Genomic DNA, 15,186 nt, shown 5'->3' on the forward strand with positions numbered 1-15,186 from the left:
GTAAAATCTCTTTCAGCTAAACAAGTGTTTGACTTGCTCATTTTGAATCTGACTTATTTCTTAGATTTCACTTGACGTGAAACCCGCTCACTCGTTGTTCAGTTTTCAAAGATCAACTTCGTTTTCAGTGTCGCTTTCGTTCTCAGCAGCGACCTTTATAATATATCATGTTCGCCTCGTTTATGTCAAGAAGTTTTTTTGATATTTTACGTTTGCCTCATTCAACAACTTCTTGTCTTTCAGGGGCGAGATTTAATTTATCATAGAACCGCCTAGGGAGTCAAGCAATTTAGTATATAAATTTATTGGAAAAACATTACACTAGAATGAAGGTAATATTCTTCTCTGAAACTATGCCTTATAGCGAATCTCTCTACCTTCCCCATAACCATTCGCCGCCGCTAACGTTACCTCTTTTATTAGTGAATGATGTACCAGCTTACTAAGGACAAGCGGAAGATCTTCCTTCGCATGCTTCAGTTCAGGAAATTGAGACAGCTCATGGACACTCCACGTATCTTTGCGGCATTCCATCACACGCAAAAGAGGCGTACAGCAATCCTCCATCTTGGATACAATCGAGAACTCATTGGTTAGTAGCAAGAGATCGATCCTTTGGCTTAAGGTTTCCTTGCTATTGGTAAGCTCATGGAACAATTTATACACCACAGGGTTTAAAGAAAGCATTTGTTCCCAAGTAACGCTCTCCGGCAATACCCCTTGCTCAATCAATTCGATATTGGCATAGTGCTTCAATGCTTGCATCACGCAGTAATAAGCGTCCATGAAGTCTTTTGCTTGCTCATAATGCTTGGCTTCAGTGTACATCCGCAGCATACGTGAATACTCCTTGAAGCGCCGACGGCTTCTTAAGTCCCCTTTGAATTGAATCAACTCGCCGCGAAATGCTGTGAGCTCTCCTTCAACATCCCAGATCACATTCCCCTGCAAGAAGCAGCGCAGAATATCTGGATTATCCCCGGAGACAAGAGAATGCAGCAAGTAGCTCTTCCCTACCTGCAGCAATTGATAACGTACATCCCGGTTGATAAAATGTTCTACCCTAATGTCATCCTCCAGATCATGACAGACAGCTATGATCAGTAAATCATAATCATTCGGCAATGGGGAATGACGTTCCCCTCCTTGACGATAGACTATAGCTCCAATTGCCCCAGGGCAACGATCCGTATCTGGAAAAGAAAAAATGGTCGGCTCCACAGTAACCTCCTACCTTGGCGTTTCCTTGCCAATTCGATATAATATAGTTCTACACCACATTCAAGTTTCCTTCTTCCGAGGTTGTTCAAAAAGTTCGCTTTTGATAAGAAAACCGATCGAAGTCATTCAATTCTTTCATTCATATAGTTCAAATTTAAAATAAGAATAGAGGTTGCTGCTTATGTTCTTCAAATCCAGCAAAATCAACGAATTCCGTTTATGGGGCCTGCTTCTGACAATGTTCGGAATGGGACTTATGGTGCTAGGTACAGCCGGCATCGTCTTCTGGGGACAATCCGGCAAGATTATCGCCGGTATAGGGCTTGCCATCGGACTGATCGCTATGCTAGCCAGTCTGGCGGTTTATTTCTGGGCCGGAATGCTCTCGACCTCCGCTGTACAGTTAGAATGCCCCGAATGCCATAAATTAACGAAAATGCTTGGCAAGACTGACCGCTGCATGTTCTGCAAGACCATTCTGACTCGCGATCCTGAGCAGGCGACAATTACTGCTGAAGAGCTGGAACAGCAAGCTGCAGCATCCACCGTGAATGAATAGAAGCCCAACGAGAACATACATAATATTCGTACAAAAAAGGACCATCATCTTCGCGCTCAAGCGAAATGGATGGTCCTTTTGCATTCTTTACTTATAACAGGTTTGCAGACCTCGGATTTGCCTTGGTCCAGATTATTTTGCCTGCGTTACTTCCTTCAAGGTCTCCCAGGCCTTGTCCGAAGCAAAGCTGCGATTCCAGGAAGCGACTCCTCCCAGCTTGAGAGACTTGATGAGCTTCACTCTCGCATTCAATGATACTTCATCCTCAAGCCATATCCGGTAGCGCACCTGATCTTCCGTATACTCTACATAGTTCTGTCCTGCTTCCTCCGAGAATACAGGCTTCAGCTTCTTCTCCTCAATGATCTTCTGAGCCTTGATCATACCAATCGCCTTCGACTTCACTTCTACCTTGCCATCCTTCTCTGTCTCCGACCATACCCGAGTGTACAGTGGTACAGCAAGGATCATCTTCTCAGGCGGTACATTATCCTCATCGAGAATCCGGCTGGCCGATGATGCTGTCCACGGTAGCGAAGCTACGGAGCCTGCTACAGGGCTCGCTGCCCAGTGCTCGTCGTATGCCATCAGAATTAGATAGTCCACAATCTCACCAAGCGATTTGCGATCCAGGAACGCGGACCACATCTCACTGTTCGATTTTGGCGTTACATCGATCGAGACGACAAGACCATATTCTTGGGCAAGTGGCCGCAGCTCCCTCATAAATTGAGTCAGGTTGTCTCCATCCTTGGTATACACATTCTCATAATCAATATTAATTCCATCAAGATCATACAATTTTGCATATTGCAGCATTTGCAGAATCGTCGTCATCCGATTTTCAAAGCTGGCTAGTGCTCCCGAGGTCACATCTGGATCAAAGCTATTATTGAACAAGCCCCATACTTGCATGCCTCGCCCATGAGCCCATTTTACATAATTGATATCCGCCTTGCTCTTCACATTGCCTTCGCCATCGATCAACGAGAACCAGGTTGGGCTGACAACGTTCACTCCAGGCAGTTCTCCGATATTCGCTGGCTTGGGTGCAACCTCATAGACTGCTTCCCAGGTCAGGTTCACCGCTTTGGACTTCCATTTCTGCTTGGCAGGCGACAGTTCCTCCACTACCTTCGGGATATCGACCGACTCACCAATCTCTACATGCTTGGCCTGTAAATAACCCGTGTATCCATTGTCCAATTGCACATGGTACCAGTCGTCCACATCGCCCAATATACGAAACTTCGTACCTGGCTTCACGTCTGCAACGATTGGCTTACGAATGTTCGGCTCTACCCGCAGAGGGTATTTCAAGCTTTCCTTCGGCTTGGCAGGTCCTGATACCTCACCCTTCTGAACGTTCTCCCCAGCCATATACAGCAGAACTGCTCCGGAGGCCGTATCTTCGTGAATCTCTATGCCATACAGTTCCTTAAGCAAATGGACAGGCAGATACAGCACTCCATCCTTCTCTTCCGGAGAGAACAGCAGCTTCATCGGTTTATTGTTAATCTTCGCTGTCTTCTCATCTGTCTTCAGAAAGACCAGCTTCTTAGGCGTCGTTAAAATAACTGACTTGCTCTCTTCCTCATAGCGGATATGCGGGTCGATTACTTCTTGTATTACGGGTAGAGGAAGCTTGAGCGAATCCTCCGAGCCTAAAGCAGAATAATCCATAATAGCCCCATCATAGAAGATAGGCTTCTCAAACTTACCCTTCCAATCCGGATCGACATGCTGACGATTCGGTAGAAATTGCGAAGAGACTAAATAACCGCCAATAATAATGAGAATGAATCCAAATATCCATTTAACCCCACGCTTCTTTCGCCTTCTGCCTCGGTAATATTCGCTTCTTGTGCTCTTCAAATAATAGTACCTCCGTTACGTTAATAGTCCGTGTTCAATAAGTACGGTTTGCAGCCCCGAACCTCTAATAAAATAAAAACGTGAAGGATTCCCCGAAGGAACCCTGCACGTTCTCTCAAACATCAGGTGAAATCAATGATTACGACGGCAATCCTTGCACACGCCGTATAGCTCCAATCGGTGCCCATGTACTTCAAAACCGGTTACCTCTTCGGCCTTACGTTCTACCTCGTCCAGTGAAGGGTAAGTGAAATCTTCGATTTTTCCGCATTTTTCACAAATAATATGATAATGATTCGAAACATCGGCATCGAAACGGCTTGAGCTATCGCCATACGTCAGCTCTCTGACCAAGCCAGCCTCAATGAACATTTTTAGGTTGTTATATACCGTAGCCACGCTCATATTCGGAAAACGAGGCTCCAGTGCGCGGTAAATCTCATCCGCGGTCGGATGTCCCATCGTATCCATAAGGTAGCTAAGGATGGCATGACGTTGCGGCGTTATGCGGACACCATTCATTTTCAGTTGTTCTAACGCATGTTGAACGCGCGAAGCCATTATGTCCACCGCCTTTTTGATAGTGCAGAAGAACTAACCCCTGCAATGTTATTGTACGGTTAGGTTAAAACGTTTGTCAACGCAACATTAAGAGGTAGTTCAAAAAGTCCGCTTTTGATAAGAAAACCAAGGCCATTAACGTCTATTCACTATTAAGTCACTATTGCCCTCGACTTGAATCTCATGATCGCCATTGCCGGATATGCCGGAAATTTCTTTGCCATTTATAGTAAACGGCAGGTTGCTCGTGATATTCCCATATCCACTCGAGCCCATGATCATATAATCACCGATTTCCGGTAGCGCCAAGCTGATTTCTCCTACAGCGCTGTATACATTCCAATCTCCACCGATAACTGCCGAGGATACTTGAATCTTGCCATTTAACGATTCCGCCTTCAGTTCCTCTGGAACAGCGTCAACCTGGATATTTCCGTTCTTGGTTGTAACGTTGATATTCCCCTGCGAGTCCACCAGTGAAATATTGCCGACCAGTGTGGATAGCGCCGCATCTCCGGCAATCCCCTTGGCTTTGATATTACCGCCCTGCGTATCCACTTGCACGTTGCCGAATATCCGATACAGCTCCGCGCTACCGTTCAAGGTTCTGGCCGAGACCTCGCCGACGATATCCCAGAACTTGAAGTTACCGCCTCCAGTCTGCAGCTTGAATTGATTCATCGCCTGCAGGCCAGTTAGTGTAATAGATCCGCTAGTCGTACTAACATCGAGATCAAGGAAGCGGTTCTGCGGAACAATCAGCGTTATATTCACACGGGGGTGGCGTCTTCCGCTCTCGCCATAGGTACGATCCTTCACTGATAGATCTAATGTTTTGCCTTCACCCACAACAACAGAAGTATCCTCGGCAATGTCCTTCGCCTCATCCTCAGGAACTTGGTCGATCCATACCGTAGATTTCACGATTACCTCATTAATCTCCGCGCTCTTGACATCGATATCGCCATTTATCCCGTTCACTACAATCTTGCCGGTGTCCAGATCAATTGGAATCTCTACAGCTGACTTATCCGTCCTGTACCCTTCTTCCCCACTGAACTCAGCACCTGCTGAAGCAAGATCAAGGCTGACCCTGTTCCATAAATGCATATAATGATCCTGCTGTGTAATGGCGAATACCGAGACGCCGATGCATAACGACAAGAGCAGCCCTTTGAAGTCAATACGCAGTCTACGAATCGGTCTGCATACCTTCCTCCGGTTCCAGACTATCGCCAGCATAAGCTCCAATCCACCAAGTACCAGTAACAGAGGCCACCATTTAAGCAATAAGAGCATATAATCCTGTCCGCTTCTAACATCGATCCACATGAGTACAGCAACTGCAATCAGTAATACTGAAGCCGTAAGCCGACCTGCGCGTAATATATGTCGCCTGCCCTCCATGGCAATCCAGATGAGTCCTGTGAGTATCATAGCTACTGAGACACTGTAGCTGCCATAATTCTGAATTAGTCCTTCCAGCCAGGCTGGCTTCATACGCAATATAAAAGCGATAATCCCACCACTGATTAGAATGATCCCGGTTAATGCGCCTACCTCCGAGCCCATTGGGTCCACCGTTTCAACCTGCTCCGCCGTCTCACTCTCTATACCCCGTTTCAAGCTGGCGTTAACAGCATCTGTTGTCTGAAGAACATCATAAATGCTATAGAAATATACAACAGTTACTAGCAAGCCAAGTACGAGTAACAGCGGTACATTGATTCTCATATGAGCCGAAGAGAAGTACACAAGCAGCGCTAAATCGATAAGAAAAACATCTATAAAAAGACTGCCTTTTATGAATTTTTGCAAATATAAATGACCAAAGCCAGGGAAAAGTGCAGAGAGCAGGCAAGCAATGAATTTCCTTTTGCGGCGCCTTGGTTTGTAGCCAGCCTTATGCTTCTGCTTAAGCTCACTCGGGCTTATCAACGAATTTGAGGGTTCCATTTACACCATCTCCTCCCCTCTTGACTTATTGTAACCGATAATAGACCCCTTTGTAATTTATAATAATTTCTCTTTTCAAGAAACGCTCTCCTAATTTCAAAAAATAGCACTCCCTATCCGCCTTACGGCGGACAAGTGTGCTATTTGCAGACTCTTTGAACTATATTCTGAAACTAGCGATGGAGATGAAATAGCGTCAGATCTACACCCGCCGTCGACCTCACTGTCTCTCCCGGCATGAAGCCAAATTTCTGGTACAAGGATACGGCCGGAGCATTAAGCGTTCCCGCCGTCACAGAGAAATGACGGATATCATCGTAACGATCGAGAACATAACTAACTAAGGCAGCTCCAATGCCTTCACGCATATGCTCTGGATGTACCATTAACCGGGTAACCGACAGATGGACAGATGATTCTGCCCGGATTGAGATCACGCCCAACAGCTCTCCGCCTTCCGCATCTTCCCCCAGCTCGTCCGATAAGTACCCATAGAAATCTTCCCCACTGCTCCTGATTGAATCGAACGTATCACTCAGAGGCGGGAATGAAGCAAGTCCTATCGCCAATGCCTCCAGACGGTAAGCCGTATGCTGCAGGCTCCATATCTGCTCCACTACGTCCGGGTCCTGAAGAGATAACAATCTGATCACACGGCTTCCCATCCTTTACGCAGCCCGAATCTGATAATTTTGATAGAGTGCTGAAGCCGGATCTCTATTGCTTCAGCACTTCGATTAATAGCTTGTTCACAAGTCCAGGGTTCGCTTTTCCTTTGCTCTGTTTCATCACTTGGCCAACGAGGAAGCCGATCGCCTTCTCCTTGCCTGCCTGATAATCCTGTACAGAGGCCGGGTTATTGGCCACAACTTCCTGCACGATGGCCAGAATTGCGCCTTCATCGCTAATTTGTACAAGACCTTGCTCCTCAACAATTTGCTGTGGGAGCTTGCCGCTCTGCAGCATCTCTTTGAAGACCGTCTTAGCAATCTTGGAACTGATCGTCCCTTTCTCGATCAGGTTGACCATCTCGCCAAGACCCTGACCTGTCAGCTTCACTGCAGCCAATTCCAATCCGTTACTGTTCAAATAGCCGAGCAGTTCGCCCATAATCCAGTTGGATACGGATTTTGCATCAGATGTATGCTCCAAGCTGCTCTCGAACAGATCCGCGAGCGGCTTCGAGGATGTAATAACTGCGGCATCATAGTCCGGCAGACCATAGTCCTTCGTATAACGTGCCTTACGGGCATCCGGAAGCTCAGGAATCGACGCGCGAATCCGTGCCTTCCAATCTTCATCAATATACAGTTTAACCAGATCCGGGTCTGGGAAGTAGCGATAATCATGAGCTTCTTCCTTACCGCGCATCGAGAATGTCTTGCCCTGGGTATCATCCCAGCGGCGGGTCTCCTGTACTACTTCCCCGCCCTCGTCCAAAATCTCAGCTTGACGGTACTGCTCATATTCCAAGCCGCGTTGTACGCCGCGGAAGGAATTCATATTCTTCAATTCGGCACGGATCCCTAATTCTTTCTGCCCATGAGGACGCAGACTGATGTTCGCATCACAGCGCATCGAGCCTTCTTCCATTTTCACGTCGGATACATCACAGTACTGCATAATCGCCCGCAGCTTCTCCAGGTAAGCCTTCGCCTCTTCCGGCGTAGAAATGTCCGGCTCGGACACGATTTCGACGAGTGGAGTTCCGACACGGTTGAAATCGACCAATGAGGCATAGCCGCCGTCCACATGCGTCAACTTACCTGCATCTTCTTCCAGATGCAGACGAGTAATGCCGATGCGCTTCGTATATCCGTCCATTTCAATGTCAATATAGCCGTTCAATCCAATCGGCTGATCAAATTGAGAGATTTGATAAGCTTTTGGTGAATCGGGATAGAAATAGTTCTTTCGGTCGAACTTGCACACATCGCCGATCTCACAATTCAGCGCCATAGCCGCCTTCATAGCATAATCCACCGCCTGGCGGTTTAACACAGGCAGCACGCCAGGATGTCCAAGACAGACAGGGCAAGTATGGCTGTTGGGTGGCGCACCGAATTCCGTGGAGCATCCGCAGAAAATCTTCGATTTCGTATGCAGCTCCACATGCACTTCCAGTCCGATCACCGTTTCATATTTAGATGTTGACATATCGATCCTCCTGCTAACTTTATTGCTGCCACATCGCAAGCTGCGAAGGGCTGTCCCATCAACTTAAGCGCGTCTTAACAGACACCGTCCATTATAGTACCTGTTTAAAAAGTCGGACTTTCAGCACCGAGAAGGGCGACTTTTTAAACTACCTCTTACAGAGATGGGCGTTGCTTATGATGATCTGTATGTGCCTCATAGGCATGAGCCACACGCAGAATTGTGCTCTCATCAAATGCCTTGCCGATAATTTGCAGACCAACAGGCAGACCATCTGCAAAGCCACAAGGCACGCTCATGGCAGGCACCCCAGCCAAGCTCATCGGTATCGTCAAAATATCGTTGAGATACATCGTAAGCGGATCATCTACCTGAGAACCGAGCTGGAAAGCCGTCGTCGGAGCAGTAGGTCCGATAATGACATCATATTTCTCAAAGGTCCGATCGAAGTCTTGTTTGATCAGCGTACGGACCTTCTGTGCTTTCAAATAATAAGCATCATAATAACCGGAGCTAAGAGCATAAGTTCCAAGCATAATCCGCCGCTTCACTTCCGGCCCGAAGCCCTGGCTGCGCGAATCCAGATACAGATCAAGCAGATTGCCGCCTTGCTCCGCACGCACACCATAGCGCACACCATCAAAACGCGACAGGTTAGATGACGCTTCTGAGGAAGCCAGCAAGTAATAAGCAGCTACAGCATACTCCGTATGCGGCAACGATACTTCCTCCCATTCTGCGCCGAGCCCTTCCAATACCCGCAGAGCTTCAAGCACAGCTGCCTTGACTTGAGGATCAATGCCATCCAGATATTCCTTAGGCACCGCAATTTTAAGCCCGGAGATCTCGCCCGACAATGCACTCACATAATCCGGAATATCCACATTCGCCGAAGTAGAATCCTTCGCATCATGCCCCGCAATAGCTTGCAGCACATAAGCAGCGTCCTCGACATTCTTTGTAATAGGTCCAATCTGATCCAGAGAAGATGCAAATGCGACCAATCCGTACCGTGATACGAGTCCATAAGTTGGCTTCAACCCAACTACTCCGCAATAGGATGCCGGTTGGCGAATCGATCCACCCGTGTCGGAACCGAGTGTGAAATAGGCTTCGCCCGCTGCAACTGCCGCAGCCGAGCCACCGCTGGAACCGCCAGGCACTCGGGTTAAATCCCATGGATTACGCACCGGATGGAAGCTTGAATTCTCATTCGAACCGCCCATGGCGAACTCGTCCATATTCAGCTTGCCAATCGTCACGGTTTCAGCCTGCTTCAGCTTGGTTACGACCGTAGCATCATAGATCGGATTATAATTGGACAAGAATTGGCTGGCACAAGTCGTTCTTAGCCCCTCTGTCACCATATTATCCTTAATTCCTACCGGCAAACCGAATAGCAAGCCTTTGGCCTCATCGCTGCCAAGTTTGTTATCGAGACGGGCCGCCTCAGCACGAGCCCCCTCTTCATTTAAAGTCAAATAAGCACCTACACGCTCATCATGCTCCTTAATTCTGGCGAACGCTTCTCCTACCAGATCCGTTACGGAAAGTTCCTTCTTGCTGAGCTGAGTATGTAGTTCCTGTAAGCGCAAATCAAATAACGTCACTCTATCTTCCTCCTTCCGAAATTTTCAGGACTAATCCTTGTATTACGTGTTGAACTACCTCTTCTATTCCAATACGGCCGGAACTTTAAATTGTCCGTCTTCCTCGTCCGGTGCATTGCGGAATACCTGCTCCTGCGATAGGCTCTCATGAACCTCATCCTCCCGCATGACGTTGCTAAGCGGCAGAACATGCGTCGTCGGCTCCACATTTTCCGTATCGAGTTCATTCAATTTCTCGGCATATTGTAAAATCGCATTCAATTGTCCAGTGAACATTTCCCGCTCTTCATCATTCAATTTCAGACGTGCCAGTTTTGCAACATGTTCCACGTCTTGCACCTGGATACTCATAGTCGTCCTCCCTTTATTCGGATGAATAAAATTATATTGTAGAATGAGGTCCAATTCAATCCATTAACGCGAAACCAAACAAAAGCCATCTACCCACACAGAAAAAAAGAGTCCGCCCTACACAGGCCGACTCTCTTATAGAGGTTGGACACACTTATATCCAAGCTCGCAAATTCACTTGCTTAATAAACTCCGCCTGCGATAGAGGTTCCTTGGCGGATTCCTCCTGCTCTTCTACTTCATCATTCTCCCCATTCATAATATGCATGAACAGTTTCTCATTATAAGTAGCCAGAGCATAGTCGATCAGAGCTTCTCTTGTAGTCAACTCTACTTCTTGCTGGGTTAGCAGTTCTTCGGATTCGATATCGCTCGAAGGGACGAAATAATTCCGTCCAGTCTTCGGAGACCGAACAAGATAATCAAAAGCATTGTCCGGATTACGGTCGTAAGCAATGACGTAACCATATTCCCCAACAGGAAGATTCTGCTCAAAAGCATCGCCGACGATTACAATTCTCTCTCCCAAAGGCAGCATCGTCTTACCTCCCTGATATATACTTAGAAATATTTTTGAACACGCACTATAAGCGGGCTCTCCTTACTTTTATATAATCCTACTAAAAAACAAAGAGAAGGGCAAGATATCTATATTATGATCTATTATCTGACTACTCCCCGATCTTCATTTTCTTGACAACGCTCTCTTCTTCCATAAATGACAATAACTTCTCCATGTCCGAACCAGCTTTGAATTGCACAGTGAGACGGAGAACCATCTCCTGATCCTTACGTTCTGCTTCAAACCCGATAATCGAGATGTGCCGCTTTGACAACCTATCCATGAATCCAGGAATCATCTCTTCATCATTGTCCATCGCAACCAGCAGCTTCTCGGTCTTGGGAGATGCCAGCCAGTTGAAGCGACCATGCAGTACGAGTTGCCCGATCACGATAATGATCATAACCCCGATTCCAATAAAATACATCCCTGCGCCAACCGCCATGCCAATGCCTGCGGTTGCCCATATCCCTGCGGCCGTTGTAAGTCCGCGAACGGTATTCTTCTGCATAAAGATCATACCAGCACCGAGAAAGCCGACACCGCTAACCACACCTGCAGCCACCCTTGACGGGTCCAAAGACAGGTTGCTCCAGCCTATCTGGTCCTGAAATCCATATTTGGACACAATAATCATCAATGCCGCACCGACCGAGACAACAAAATGGGTACGAACCCCGGCTTCCTTCATGCGGTTCTTGCGTTCAAAACCGATCGTTACACCGCAGATTCCGGCGATTAGAACCCGCAACAGCAGTTCGAAATCCATATTCATATACTCACCTTCCTGCTGACATATCACAACTATCTGGAACTACAAGTATAACAAAGTCAGGGAGCGTTGTGGAGATCATATGGAAAACAAAGGAATAGGGCATCTATTCCGGTAATTTGAAAAGCTTGCCGGGATAGATGCCCTATTAGATCAATGACGGTAATTTAAGGCTGATCCTGAATAATCTGATTGCGCATAATATAAGACGCTCCCGCAACACATAACAGAACAGCAAGCACAGTTAGTAGCAGCGGTCCACCAAGATTTACACTGCCCGTTCCGCTAAGCAGACTCATCGCATCTACCGTTAACCTGGCCGGACTCCAGCTGAACCAAGAAGGGAGCAGACTATGGGTCATCGTTAACACCACCAGGAACAGGATTGAAGCGAGCGCAGCCGCTCCCCCCTTCAACACTGTACTAAATAGTAAAATAATCGAGGCCGCCAGCACAATCCAGCATAAATAGATCGCCCCAGCTTGAAGGGTCGTCTCCCATGCTAAGCTGCCCAGCATAATACTGCTATAATACCATGCCGCCAAATAACTGAGCGCATACGAGATAGCGATAAGCGTTATATGTCCTAGCCACTTCGCAACGATGAACTGGGTAGGGCTTACTCTTCGAACCAATATTAAGGCTGCTGTTCCTGAGTATCGTTCCCCAGCAACCAAATTCATACCGGCAATCACGACTAGAAGCATACCGATTGTATTATATTGATTCAACACCTGAGCCATGACTTCAGGTGCGCTAGGTACAGCGAGGGTGCTTGCTAGCTCAGCTGGTAAATCACCAGAAGCGGCTAGCAATTCAGGCAGATAGTACATCATAACCGGCTGCATGACACCAAGCAATATAAAAACGACGGGAACCCACAGCAATTTATAGCTCCGGCTCATCTCCAGCATTTCCTTGCCATATAGCAACAGTGTATTCCTCATGACTGAACCACCTTCATAAACATTTTCTCCAGTGAGGATGAACCTGCCTCGAAGCGCTGCAAAGGGATATGACGCTCCGCCGCTTCAGATAAGATGACCGCTCTGGCCTCTTTCATGTTGCTGACCGTTATTGTCGCAGCGCCATTCTGCTGCTCATATTCCAGCACGAAAGGACGCTCACGAAGCGACTTCAGCCAATCTGCGGCATTCTGACTGCTATGATATTCAAGCTGCAGATTCAGTACGGGCAAGCTATATTTGGCGAGCAGATCGGACAACTCGCCATTCTCAACAATCTCGCCTTCTCTCATCATCATCACGCGATCACAGACCTCCTCGGCATCATGGAGCACATGCGTAGATAAGAGGATTGTCGTCTCCCCCTTCAGTTCCTGTAGCAGTTCCATGACCTCTCTTCGTCCAACGGGATCAAGTGCCGAGACCGGCTCATCGAGCAACAGCAAATCCGGGTGATGGACAAGCGCTTGTGCCAGACCAAGGCGCTGCTTCATTCCGCCAGAGTAACCGGAGATCCGACGCCGAGCAGCTGATTTCAAGCCTACTCGCTCCAGGACAGCCTCTGCCTCGCTTCTCGCCTCCTGCTTGCTCATTCCGCTAAGTCTGGCTGCGTAGACAACGAACTCCATACCGCTCATCCACTTATAGAAGGAAGGATGCTGTGGCAAGTATCCGATCTGACTATGATTATTGGACAGTCGTCCTTTACTCTGATTCGGGCCTGACCTCGTAATTGTTCCGCTGCTTGGTGAGAGCAGTCCCGCCAGCATCCGTAAGGTCGTTGTCTTGCCTGCTCCATTGGGACCAAGCAGCGCTGTACAACTGCCCTTCTCTAGGGCAAAAGATATTCCCTTCACTGTAGTGCGTTCTCCGAACTTCCTCGTTAACTGGCTAACTTGTATGATCATGCCCCATAATCCTTTCTGCCCGCGACGAAATATACGATGCTGCCTATGATATTTCCAAATAGAATAATGATGACCCACAGCAACTTCGAACCACGCACCGTCTCTGCCTCCGCTCTGGCTAGCGATACTAGCGCAATGACGACCAGTATCAATTGCAGTAAAATAACAGGGACGATTAGCTGCCAAAGAATATCCATCAAGATCCCCTCACTTCTTCATCCTTATTTATTTTCTGGACTTCTTCTTCCTCCGGCTATCCAACCATACGACGATCGAATAGACCACGGAGGGAAGCGGGAAACTTGTAAGTCCCCAAAGCCCCCAAAGCCATGCCTTTCCGCCCCTTCTGCGCGCATCCAGGAACATGCAAATTCCTTGGGTTAACACAGTCAAGGCGATCAGCAACCAGGCCCAAAGCGGCAAACTGTCATTTTTCATTCCCGCTCCTCCCTCCAGAGCTTAGGCATGGCCCACACGACGACACCAAGCCCGATCACAGCAGTCATCACCTGAAGCATGATGAATAGCAGCGGCTCTCGATATAAGAACCAGCCTCCGCCAAGAGTGAGCATAAGGGCGACGATGACAAACAGGACTGTCTCCCACTGTTTCCAGCGCCTGCGCTCTCTTCGCTTATCATGGACGATTCCCATCCATGCCTCAGGAGTAAAGTTTTGATTCGGCGACACAACTTGATCGATTTTCCTTAAATCTTCAAGCAGACCGGTAAGCAGTTGATCTTCATCCTTATCGGATATGTGATTATGTCCCATTGTTTTTAAGCTCCTTTCGCAGCGCGCTAAGTCCATAGGAAACGCGGGATTTGACCGTTCCGGGAGAAACTTTCAATATATCTCCAATCTCGTCATAACTGTATCCGTAGTAATGCTTAAGCAAAATGGCGATTCGCTGCTCTGAAGGCAGTCTAGACAACAGTTCCAGCGCTTCCGACCATTCCTCATGAACATGTGAGAATTGCCAGCGTAAGGATCGTGCTTCGCTCTCCTTCTTCAGCCATTGCCTTTCCGTCTTCCTGCGCCGGGTTCGGTCTATGAATAGACGCGTAGCAATCGTAATCAGCCAGGAGGAGAAAGACGAGCTGCCGTTATAATACTCGAGCTTCTCTATACACCGCAGCATCGTATCCTGCGTTAAATCCTCAGCCAGCTTCGTGTCCATCGTGACCTTCACCAAATATTTAAATACGAAGGAATAGTGCTCATGAATGAGCGAAGCCAGGGCTGCATCATCCCCGTTTTGCGCCTCAATTATCCGTTCCTTCATCAGCTCCATCCAAGCACCCCTTTTGTTTTACCGGTAAACATCTATATTACGATCTACTATTCGATTTCGTTCAATTCGCAGAAAAATTATTTTGCACTGCATTTATGCAGGTATTATCCATAAGAGTATAGACATCAAATAAGTGAGAGTTCTATAACATAGCCATTCTCACGGAAAAAAAGACACGCTACGGAATATCAGCGACCTTCACTGCTATTCCAACGTGTCCAGTCCGGCTTAACTATTCATAATCCTCTACTAAGTTATCCCCGCCCGCGCTCACTCTAAATAGAATCTAACGCATTAATCTCAATATCGGCTCCTCCGAAGCTCACAAAGCCTCTCATGCCAGGGTTGCCGAATTGTACCGGAACGAAGTGCTAGCCGATCCCACAGGAGCAGCCG

The 15,186-nt window shown here is 47.6% G+C and carries 17 protein-coding genes; 1 reads left to right on the plus strand and 16 read right to left on the minus strand.

The window, feature by feature from the left end:
- Positions 1–351 precede the first annotated feature (351 nt).
- On the minus strand, positions 352–1,221 hold the full coding sequence (locus ABD014_RS23120) for a nucleotidyltransferase-like protein (RefSeq protein ID WP_343865335.1): 870 nt from the start codon (positions 1,219–1,221) through the stop codon (positions 352–354).
- A gap of 181 nt (positions 1,222–1,402) precedes the next feature.
- Between ABD014_RS23120 and ABD014_RS23125 the strand changes: the two genes are divergently transcribed.
- On the plus strand, positions 1,403–1,780 hold the full coding sequence (locus tag ABD014_RS23125; protein WP_343865337.1) for a YgzB family protein: 378 nt from the start codon (positions 1,403–1,405) through the stop codon (positions 1,778–1,780).
- Between the two features lie 132 nt (positions 1,781–1,912).
- Here the strand turns inward: ABD014_RS23125 and ABD014_RS23130 are convergent, their stop codons facing one another.
- The 15 genes from ABD014_RS23130 to sigY all read right to left on the minus strand — a co-directional run bounded on the left by ABD014_RS23130 (position 1,913) and on the right by sigY (position 14,790).
- On the minus strand, positions 1,913–3,655 hold the full coding sequence (locus tag ABD014_RS23130; RefSeq protein ID WP_343865339.1) for a glycosyl hydrolase family 18 protein: 1,743 nt from the start codon (positions 3,653–3,655) through the stop codon (positions 1,913–1,915).
- Between the two features lie 132 nt (positions 3,656–3,787).
- Complete coding sequence (perR, locus tag ABD014_RS23135; protein WP_127002590.1) at positions 3,788–4,216, minus strand: peroxide-responsive transcriptional repressor PerR; 429 nt, start codon at positions 4,214–4,216, stop codon at positions 3,788–3,790.
- 135 nt (positions 4,217–4,351) lie between these two features.
- Positions 4,352–6,172, minus strand: coding sequence for a DUF4097 family beta strand repeat-containing protein (locus tag ABD014_RS23140; RefSeq protein WP_343865343.1), 1,821 nt, complete (start codon positions 6,170–6,172; stop codon positions 4,352–4,354).
- A 173-nt stretch (positions 6,173–6,345) separates the two neighbouring features.
- Entirely contained in the window at positions 6,346–6,825 is a 480-nt protein-coding gene (locus ABD014_RS23145; protein ID WP_343865345.1) for a GNAT family N-acetyltransferase, read from the minus strand.
- A gap of 64 nt (positions 6,826–6,889) precedes the next feature.
- On the minus strand, positions 6,890–8,329 hold the full coding sequence (gene gatB / locus ABD014_RS23150) for an Asp-tRNA(Asn)/Glu-tRNA(Gln) amidotransferase subunit GatB (RefSeq protein WP_343865347.1): 1,440 nt from the start codon (positions 8,327–8,329) through the stop codon (positions 6,890–6,892).
- Positions 8,330–8,484: 155 nt separating this feature from the next.
- A complete protein-coding gene (gene gatA, locus ABD014_RS23155; protein WP_343865349.1) occupies positions 8,485–9,939 on the minus strand; it encodes an Asp-tRNA(Asn)/Glu-tRNA(Gln) amidotransferase subunit GatA in 1,455 nt (484 codons plus the stop codon).
- A 63-nt stretch (positions 9,940–10,002) separates the two neighbouring features.
- Positions 10,003–10,290 carry an Asp-tRNA(Asn)/Glu-tRNA(Gln) amidotransferase subunit GatC gene (gatC, locus tag ABD014_RS23160; RefSeq protein WP_251415706.1) on the minus strand — a complete coding sequence of 96 codons (288 nt, stop codon included), beginning with the start codon at positions 10,288–10,290 and terminating at the stop codon, positions 10,003–10,005.
- 154 nt (positions 10,291–10,444) lie between these two features.
- Positions 10,445–10,828, minus strand: a complete 384-nt coding sequence (locus ABD014_RS23165; RefSeq protein ID WP_343865355.1) for an ATPase — start codon at positions 10,826–10,828, stop codon at positions 10,445–10,447.
- 133 nt (positions 10,829–10,961) lie between these two features.
- Positions 10,962–11,627: an MgtC/SapB family protein gene (locus ABD014_RS23170; protein ID WP_343865357.1), complete on the minus strand. Its 666-nt coding sequence runs from the start codon at positions 11,625–11,627 to the stop codon at positions 10,962–10,964.
- 164 nt (positions 11,628–11,791) lie between these two features.
- Positions 11,792–12,571, minus strand: a complete 780-nt coding sequence (locus tag ABD014_RS23175) for an ABC transporter permease (RefSeq protein ID WP_343865359.1) — start codon at positions 12,569–12,571, stop codon at positions 11,792–11,794.
- On the minus strand, positions 12,568–13,497 hold the full coding sequence (locus ABD014_RS23180; RefSeq protein WP_343865361.1) for an ABC transporter ATP-binding protein: 930 nt from the start codon (positions 13,495–13,497) through the stop codon (positions 12,568–12,570). The genes ABD014_RS23175 and ABD014_RS23180 overlap by 4 nt, the downstream gene beginning before the upstream one ends.
- Entirely contained in the window at positions 13,494–13,694 is a 201-nt protein-coding gene (locus tag ABD014_RS23185; protein WP_343865363.1) for a PLDc N-terminal domain-containing protein, read from the minus strand. The genes ABD014_RS23180 and ABD014_RS23185 overlap by 4 nt, the downstream gene beginning before the upstream one ends.
- A 28-nt stretch (positions 13,695–13,722) precedes the next feature.
- A complete protein-coding gene (locus tag ABD014_RS23190; protein ID WP_343865365.1) occupies positions 13,723–13,935 on the minus strand; it encodes a hypothetical protein in 213 nt (70 codons plus the stop codon).
- The gene (locus ABD014_RS23195; protein WP_343865367.1) at positions 13,932–14,270 is read right to left on the minus strand and encodes a DUF5345 family protein; all 339 of its coding nucleotides are present in this window, start codon (positions 14,268–14,270) and stop codon (positions 13,932–13,934) included. Before ABD014_RS23195 ends, ABD014_RS23190 begins: the two co-directional genes overlap by 4 nt.
- Positions 14,260–14,790 carry an RNA polymerase sigma factor SigY gene (sigY, locus tag ABD014_RS23200; RefSeq protein ID WP_343865369.1) on the minus strand — a complete coding sequence of 177 codons (531 nt, stop codon included), beginning with the start codon at positions 14,788–14,790 and terminating at the stop codon, positions 14,260–14,262. The genes ABD014_RS23195 and sigY overlap by 11 nt, the downstream gene beginning before the upstream one ends.
- Positions 14,791–15,186 lie beyond the last annotated feature (396 nt).

The organism is Paenibacillus motobuensis (assembly GCF_039521865.1).
Classification (GTDB): Bacteria; Bacillota; Bacilli; order Paenibacillales; family Paenibacillaceae; genus Fontibacillus; species Fontibacillus motobuensis.